Source organism: Nesterenkonia sp. F (assembly GCF_000220985.1).
GTDB lineage: Bacteria > Actinomycetota > Actinomycetes > Actinomycetales > Micrococcaceae > Nesterenkonia.
Genome location: NZ_AFRW01000005.1, coordinates 1 through 8,003, shown reverse-complemented (window position 1 = coordinate 8,003; position 8,003 = coordinate 1). Strand labels below are relative to the sequence as shown.

The 8,003-nt window shown below is 72.5% G+C and carries 5 protein-coding genes and 1 pseudogene; 5 read left to right on the top strand and 1 reads right to left on the bottom strand.

Annotated features, from left to right (window positions below):
* Positions 1–95 precede the first annotated feature (95 nt).
* Complete coding sequence (locus GU5_RS13215) at positions 96–1,490, bottom strand: PQQ-like beta-propeller repeat protein (protein WP_010523612.1); 1,395 nt, start codon at positions 1,488–1,490, stop codon at positions 96–98.
* Positions 1,491–1,627: 137 nt separating this feature from the next.
* On the opposite strand from GU5_RS13215, the gene GU5_RS0100445 reads away from it, so the two are divergent.
* The 5 genes and pseudogenes from GU5_RS0100445 to GU5_RS13205 form a co-directional block, all read left to right on the top strand.
* On the top strand, positions 1,628–2,413 hold the full coding sequence (locus GU5_RS0100445) for a methyltransferase domain-containing protein (RefSeq protein ID WP_010523611.1): 786 nt from the start codon (positions 1,628–1,630) through the stop codon (positions 2,411–2,413).
* A gap of 162 nt (positions 2,414–2,575) precedes the next feature.
* Complete coding sequence (locus tag GU5_RS13210; protein ID WP_139084241.1) at positions 2,576–3,670, top strand: CPBP family intramembrane glutamic endopeptidase; 1,095 nt, start codon at positions 2,576–2,578, stop codon at positions 3,668–3,670.
* Between the two features lie 197 nt (positions 3,671–3,867).
* Entirely contained in the window at positions 3,868–5,334 is a 1,467-nt protein-coding gene (locus GU5_RS0100435) for an MFS transporter (protein ID WP_010523609.1), read from the top strand.
* Positions 5,335–5,341: 7 nt separating this feature from the next.
* Positions 5,342–7,645, top strand: a complete 2,304-nt coding sequence (locus GU5_RS0100430) for a molybdopterin oxidoreductase family protein (protein WP_010523608.1) — start codon at positions 5,342–5,344, stop codon at positions 7,643–7,645.
* Positions 7,642–8,003: pseudogene (locus GU5_RS13205) on the top strand (hypothetical protein); the annotation flags it as partial. The gene GU5_RS0100430 and the pseudogene GU5_RS13205, both read left to right, overlap by 4 nt.

Here is an 8,003-nt window from a genome sequence, read left to right as displayed (position 1 = left end):
CAGCACCTGCTGCGCCCCGCCCGATTCGCCGCGACTCGCATGAGCGTCACAGCCGGGCCGGACCGGATCGCCCGGGCCAGTGCTGAACCGCCGGATCAGTGATCGTGGGAGTCGCCGGCCTCCTCATGGTCGTGGGAGTCGCCGGCCTCCTCACCGTGCTCGGCGTCGCTCTCCGCCGAGACGCCCTCGACCACCTCGCCGTCGGCGGCGGTGATCTCGTTCGGCGTGAAGCCGACGTCGACCGTGTTGAGGACCTCGCCGGCGGCCAGGTCGACCATGTGGATCTGCTCCGCGTCGGGCTCGGTGATGTAGGCGATGTCGTCGACCACGCGGATCGCCGGGCGCGGCTCCTGCCACTCGTCCGGCTCGGTCCAGGAGTCCATGATCTCCAGCGTGTCGAGCTCCTCGCCGGTCTCCTCGTCGAAGGTGTGCAGCGCCCCGTCCTCGGCGAGCACCAGGGACTCGCCCTCCGGGCCGCGCGCCAGCGAGCGGAAGTTGTAGGCGGCTCCGACGTCGGCGCGGGTGATCTCCTCCGATTCGGTGTCGATCAGCGCGATCTCGGTCATCGGCTCCTCGCCGTCCGGGTCGGTGTTGTAGTCGCCCAGCAGCACCGGCGAATCATCGGCCGGGAAGAGGTTGCCGCTGCGCGCATAGTCCGGCGCGGCGTCGATCTTCGTGAAACTCTCGCCGTCGAAGAGCAGCACGCCGTCCTCGCAGCCCAGCGCGATGGTGCCGTCGGAGAGCGCGGCCTCGCCGTGCACGCCCGGGCAGTCCTCGCTGCGGGCGATCTCCTCGCCGTCGGCGTCGACGACGTGGGCGCCGCTGCGCTGCTCCTCGTCGCCGAGGGTCTCCAGCCGCGAGCCGTCCTCGAGCACGACGGCGACGCCGTGGTGGGCCTCGGCCGTCTCGGCGGCCTCGGTCGGCAGCTCCTCGGCATACCCCTCCTCGGCGAGCGTCGACAGGTCGGCGAGGTCGTAGGTGCGGATCTCGCCGGTGCCGTCGAAGAAGAGCGCACCGGTGCCGTGATGGGGCACCGCATGCCCGGGATGGTCGCCGTCGACGGTGACGTCGGTGAGCACCGGCTCGGTCGTGTAGTAGTGATCATGCGCCCCATGCGGCTCGCCCCAGGTGCCCGCGTCCAGCAGCCGGAAGCCGCCGCCCTCGGTGAGGAAGACATGGCGCCCGTCCCCGGCCGGATTCACCCGCAGGAAGCCGTCGGCCTCGAAGTCGCCGAGCGTCTCCAGCGTGGCGCCGTCGAGCACGGCGACGCCGCCGTCGTGGGTCACCGCCAGGCGCGTGGTGGGGCCGGCGGCCTCCTGCGCCTCGCGCTCGGCGGGGTCGACGGCGTCGGCGGAGGGGGAGGACGTCGCCGCGGAGGACGAGCCCTCCGGCTCGTCGTCGGACGCGCCCGCGGACCCGTCGGCGCAGCCGGCCAGGGCGACGGCGGAGACGAGCAGCAGGGACAGGGAGGCGGAGTGGTGTCGTTTCATGCGAATCATTCTCACCAATTCGGGCGCGTGTTGCAAATCATTCTCATGTACCCCTCGGTCGAGGACTGAGCTGCCCAGGTGTCGGATTGTGTCCGCCGGCCGCCGCTGACGCCCCGCGGCTCCATAGACTGGCGGGCATGCCCAGCACCCAGTGGAATCCCGGGGCCTATCTGACCTATGCCTCGGAGCGGACCCAGCCGTTCATCGATCTGCTGCAGCGCGTGCGCGCGCCGCAGGCGACCTCGATCGTCGACCTCGGATGCGGTCCCGGCAACGGGATGCCGGTGCTGCGCGGCATGTGGCCGCATGCGCAGATCACCGGCGTCGACTCCAGCGCCGAGATGCTCGACCGCGCCCGGGAGGCCACCGACGACGACAGGATCAGCTACCTCCGCTCCGACATCCGCGACATCGCCCTCGACGAGCCCGCCGACCTCGTCGTCTCCAACGCCGCCCTGCAGTGGCTGCCCGACCATCGCGACCTGCTGCCGCGCCTGATGGACCTCGTCGCCCCCGGCGGCACGCTCGCCGTGCAGGTGCCGGGCAACTTCGGCGCCCCCAGCCACCGGCTGCTCGCCGAGCTCGCCGGGCGCGAGCCCTACGCGGCCCACGTCGACGCCGGAACGCTGCTGCAGCCGACCGCCGAGGTGGCCGACTACATGCTCGACGTCGCCCGGCCCGGCTGGCAGGTCGACGGCTGGGAGACCCGCTACCACCACGTGCTGACCGGCGAGGACCCGGTCTTCGAGTGGATCTCCTCGGCCGCGGCGCGCCCGGTGCTGCAGGCGCTGCCGGAACCGGAGCTCTCCGAGTTCGTCGCCGAGTACAAGGCCGCGCTGCGCGAGGCCTATCCGAAGACGGCGCTGGGCACGATCCTGCCGTTCCGCCGGCTCTTCGTCATCGCTCGCCGCCCGCAGGAGTGACGCGGGGCCGGGCCCGGCGCCCAGCGGGTCCGACGCGGCCGACGGCGGCGTCGAGGCCGGACGCGTATGATCGACGGCGCCCGGTCGCCTGCGCCGGGCCGACCGCACCGGGCCGACCCGCGCGGCCCGGCACGCCCCGCACGTCCTGATCAGCGAGGTCCCATGCCGTTCCACCCCGCCCCGACGCCGCGCACTCCGTGGATCGTGATGAGCATCTATGTGCTGGTGACCCTGGTCCTGGCCTGGGCGGTCACCCTGCCCCTGGTGGTGCAGTCCCCGGCCGAGCGCGCCGACGCTCCGCTGGAGCTGCACCAGAACCTCTTCCTGCTGAGCCCGCTGGTCGGCGCGGTCATCGCCTGGTTCGTCGAACGTCGCCAGCCTCTGGCGGTGCTCCACGGCGTGACGACCCCTCCCCGCGACGCGAGCGAGGGGCGAGACTCGGATGCCGCAGGTCACGCCGGTGACGCAGGTGACGCAGGTGACGCAGGTGACGCAGGTGACGCCGGCGAGGAGGTCTCGCAGAACGGCGTCGCCGCCCCGCTGCGCCGCCAGCACCTGGCGGATGCACTGGGCCTGACCCCGCTGCGTCCGGTCTCGCGGCTGATCAGCTGGTGCGTGCTCGCCCTGCTGCTCTTCCTCGCCCTGACCCTGGCCGCTCTCGGCGTCGGCGCGCTGCTCGGCGTCTACCCGCTGGACCTCTCGATGCCGCTGTTCACCCAGGATCTGGCCCGACGTCTGGGCGAGCAGGACGGCGGCCAGTTCCTCGCCAGCGGCCTGCTGGTCGAAGTCGGCGTCATCGTCGTCTCGGCGATCGCGACGATGCCGCTGCACGCGACGGCCGAGATGGGCTGGCGCGGCTGGTTCTTCCCGCGGCTGCAGCGACGGCTGGGCCCGACGGCGGCGGTGCTGGCCACCGGCGTGCTCACCGGGGTCTGGCACACTCCGCTGCTCGCCGCCGGCTTCCACTACACGAACACCCCGCTGCCGCTGGCGGTGCTCCTGATGTGCGGCTACTGCGTGGTGATCGGCGGCCTGCTGGCCTGGATGCGGATGCGCTCGGGATCGATCTGGCCGGCGGCCTTCGCCCAGTCGATGATCACCGCCGCGACGATCCTGCACTTCTGGTTCGCCAGCGCCGACCCGCAGTTCGACTACCGGGCGGCGACGCTGCAGGGCTGGTCCGGCTGGATCATCCCCGGCATGCTGCTGGGCATCCTGCTGCTGGTTCGGCGTCGAGCCTTCGTCCCGGCCGACTGAGCCCCCGCAACGGCGGGACTCACCCGTCGCCGCGCCCCTGATGAGCCTCGCTTTTCCTGCCGGAAACAGCCCGATGCCACGAGTGAAACACCCTCTTGGAAGGGTGGGCGCCATCGTCATCACCTCCACCGGGGGCGACCGGACCGCCGGCCGCCCCGAGGAGGCCGACACGCGACGGCGGAAGGCAGGACTGCACGATGAGCCCCACTCCCCACACCTCCGGACAGCTGACCGAGGAGCAGACGCGTCCCGCGACGACGGCCGACGACGCCGCCCAGCCCGCACGAACCGGCCGGCCGGACGCTCCGGCAGGGCCGACCGACCGGCTCGTCGTCGAACGCGGGCGCTGGATCACCAACTGGCAGGCCGAGGACCGGGACTTCTGGGAGGGTCCGGGACGTCCGACGGCGCGGCAGAACCTGATCTGGTCGGTCTTCTGCGAGTTCCTGGGCTTCGCCGTCTGGCAGCTGTGGTCGGTGACGGTCATCTTCCTGCCCGACGTCGGCTTCTCGCTGACCACCGGCCAGCAGTTCTGGCTGGTCTCGCTGCCGCCGCTGGTCGGTGCGACGCTGCGCATCCCCTACAGCTTCACCGTCGCCCTGTTCGGCGGGAGGAACTGGACGATCATCTCTGCGGCGCTGCTGCTGATCCCGACGCTGGCGATCACGCTGACGCTGGGCAATCCTGACACTCCGACCTGGGTGCTCTTCCTCATCGCCGCGGCGGCGGGCTTCGGCGGCGGCAACTTCGCCTCGTCGATGTCGAACATCACCTTCTTCTACCCGGCCCGGGAGAAGGGCGCGGCCCTGGGCGTCAACGCGGCCGGCGGCAATCTCGGCGTCGCGGTCTCGCAGTTCCTGGTGCCGATCGTCGTCAGCGCCGCGGCCTTCGGCGCCCTGCAGCCGAACCTGCCGATGGCCGGGCTGTTCTGGATCCCGTTCATCCTGGTCGCGATCTGGGGCGCCTCGCGGTTCATGCACAACCTCTCGCACGCGAAGAACGACATCGCCGGCTCGCTGTCGACGCTGAAGGAGAAGCACCTCTGGGCCATCGCGCTGATCTACATCGGCACCTTCGGCTCCTTCATGGGCTTCGGGTCGGTCTTCCCGACGCTGATCACCATGACCTTCCCGGAGTTCTCCTCCTTCCAGGTGCTCGGCGCCGCGCTCTCGCTGGCCTTCCTGGGCCCGCTGGTCGGCTCGCTCTCCCGTCCGTGGGGCGGCCGGCTGGCCGACCGCTCCGGCGGGGCGCGGGTCACCGTGGCGACGTTCCTGATCATGGCCGTGGTCACCGCGCTGGTGGTGCTCACCCTGCCGCTGGAGAACTTCTGGCTCTACCTGGTGCTGTTCATGGTGCTGTTCACCCTGACCGGTGTGGCCAACGGCTCCAGCTATCGGATGATCCCGATCGTCTTCCGCCTCTCGGTCAGCGCGGACGACCGCGTCGGCCATGAGCGCAAGGCCTCGGCCGCGCTGGGGCTGATCGGCGCGATGGGCGGCTACGGCGGCTTCGCGATCCCGCAGATCCTCAACGCCTCGCACGGCTCCACCGGCGCCTTCGACGTCGCCTTCTGGGGCTTCGCGGCGGCCTATGTCGGCTTCGCCGCACTCACCTGGGCCGTCTATCTGCGGCCGGGCACCGTGTTCTCCCGGGCGAACGTCTGAGGCGCCGATGCCCGAGACGATCTCGCCGACGCCGAGCAGCCCGGACTCCGGACCGGAGACGCCGCGGACGCGCAGCGTGCAGACCCACTGCCCGTACTGCGCGCTGCAGTGCGCGATGACGCTGACGGTCACCTCCCGGCCGGACGCCGTCGACGACTACGCCGTCGCCGGCGCGGAGTTCCCCACCAATCGCGGGCGGCTCTGCCGCAAGGGGGCGACGGCGGCGGAGCTGCTCACCCGCGGCGACCGGCTGACCGCCCCGCTGCTCCGCGACGCCGACGGCGAGCTGCGGAAGACCGACTGGGACACCGCGCTGGACCATGTGGCCTCGCGGATCACCGCACTGCAGACCGAGCACGGCCGCGACGCCGTCGGCATCTTCGGCTCCGGCGGGCTGACCAACGAGAAGACCTATGCGCTGGGCACGTTCGCCCGCACCGTGCTGGGCACCGCGCAGATCGACTACAACGGCCGGTTCTGCATGTCCTCGGCGTCGAAGGCCTCCACGCTGGCCTTCGGCCTGGACCGCGGGATGCCCTTCCCGCTGACCGATCTCGACGACGCGGCGACCGTCCTGCTGCTGGGTTCGAACGTCGCCGACACCATGCCGCCCTTCGTCCAGCACCTGGAGGGCGCGCGGGAGAAGGGCGGCCTGATCGTCGTCGACCCGCGGCGCTCGAACACCGCCGCGCTCACCGAGGGCGAGGCCGGCTTCCACGTCGCCCCCTCCCCCGGCGGGGATCTGGTGCTGCTGCTCGCCGTCGCCCAGGTGGTCCTCGAGGAGGGCTTCGCCGCCGAGGACTACCTGGCCGAGCGGGTCGAGGGGCTCGCCGCCTTCCGCCGGGCGGCGATGCGCTGGTGGCCCGAGCAGGCCCAGACCGTCACCGGCGTCGGCGCGGACCTGATCCGTCAGCTGGCCCGTCGGCTCGGCCATGCCGCGGCCAGGGCGCGGGACGGCGGCGATCCGGTGTTCATCCTCACCGGCCGCGGCGTCGAGCAGCACCGCGACGGCACCGACACCGCCCGGGCGGCGATCAGCCTGGCGCTGCTGCTGGGGCTGCCGGGCACCGACGCCGGCGGGTACGGCACGCTGACCGGACAGGGCAACGGCCAGGGCGGCCGCGAGATGGGGCAGAAGAACGACCAGCTGCCCGGCGCGCGCTCGATCCTCGACCCGGCCGACCGCGCCCACATGGCCGAGGTCTGGGGCGTCGACGAGGCATCCATCCCCGGCGTCGGTCGTCCGGCCGCCCAGCTGCTGCACACCATGGGCACCGACGACGGCGTGCGCGGACTGCTGGTCCACGGCTCCAACGTCGCGGTCTCCGCGCCGGATGCCGATCGCGTCGTGGAAAACCTGCGCGCCCTGGATCTGCTGGTCGTGGCCGACTTCTTCCTCTCCGAGACCGCCGAGGAGGCCGACGTCGTGCTCCCGGTGCTGCAGTGGGCCGAGGAGGAGGGGACGATGACCAACCTCGAGGGGCGGGTGCTGCGCCGTCGGCGGGCCGTCGAGCCGCCGGCCGGGCCGCGATCGGAGCTGGAGATCCTCGCCGAGCTGGCCCGCCGACTGGGCTCGGAGCTGGACTTTCCGACCGAGCCGGCCGAGGTCTTCGCCGAGATCGGGCGGGCCACCCGTGGAGCGACCGCCGACTACTCGGGGCTGGACTACGCCGCGCTCGACGACGGGCAGGCCGCCTACTGGCCGCTGCCGGCCGATCCGACGTCGTCGACCGCGCGGATCACCGCACCGACCAGCGGCGAGCGCTCCACCTCCGGCGAGCGCACCACCACCGACGAGCCCATCACCGGCACCGCGCGGATGTTCCGCGAGCGCTTCGCCCATCCCGACGGCCGGGCGAGGCTGGCCGACATCCGCGTCGGCCGCGGCGTGGTGCCCGCCGGCCGGCAGCTGGTCTTCACCACCGGCCGGCTGATGGAGCATTACCAGTCGGGCGCGCAGACCCGGCGGGTGGACGAGCTGCAGGCCGCGCATCCCGAGCCCACGCTGCAGCTGCACCCGGCCGCCGCCGCGCAGTTCGGGCTGACCGAGGGCGAGCCGGCGACCGTCACCAGCGATCAGGGCGAGATGACCGGACGGGTCGTGCTCGACGACGGACTGCGCACCGACACCGTCTTCGCCCCGTTCCACTTCCCCGGTGCGGGCACCGCCAACCGCGTCACGCGGGGACTGACCGATCCGCAGTCGAAGATGCCGGAGTTCAAGAACACGCCGGTCAGCATCCGACCTGCGGAGACGCTCGAGACTCCTGAGATCCCCGCCGTCGAGACGACCGAGGAGATGCCCCGATGATCGTGCCGCCCTCCTCCCCCGCTCCGCACGGCCCCACGGCTGTCGACCGCGCCGACGCCGTCGACGGCGCGGTCCCGCACGTGGTCGTCGTCGGCTTCGGCCCGGTGGCCGCCCGGCTGGTCGACGAGCTGCACGGGGCCGTCGCCGACGGCGCCGTGCGGCTGACGATCCTCGGCGCCGAGGCCCGACCGGCCTACCAGCGGATCCGCATCGGCGACGTCTCGGTCGGCCGCACCGCGCCCGAGGATCTCGCCCTGGCCGACGACGCGGAGCTGGTCGGCCTCGGCGTCGACGTCCGCTGCGGAGTCACCGCCACCGCCCTGCACGCCGCGACCCGGGTGCTCACGCTCAGCGACGG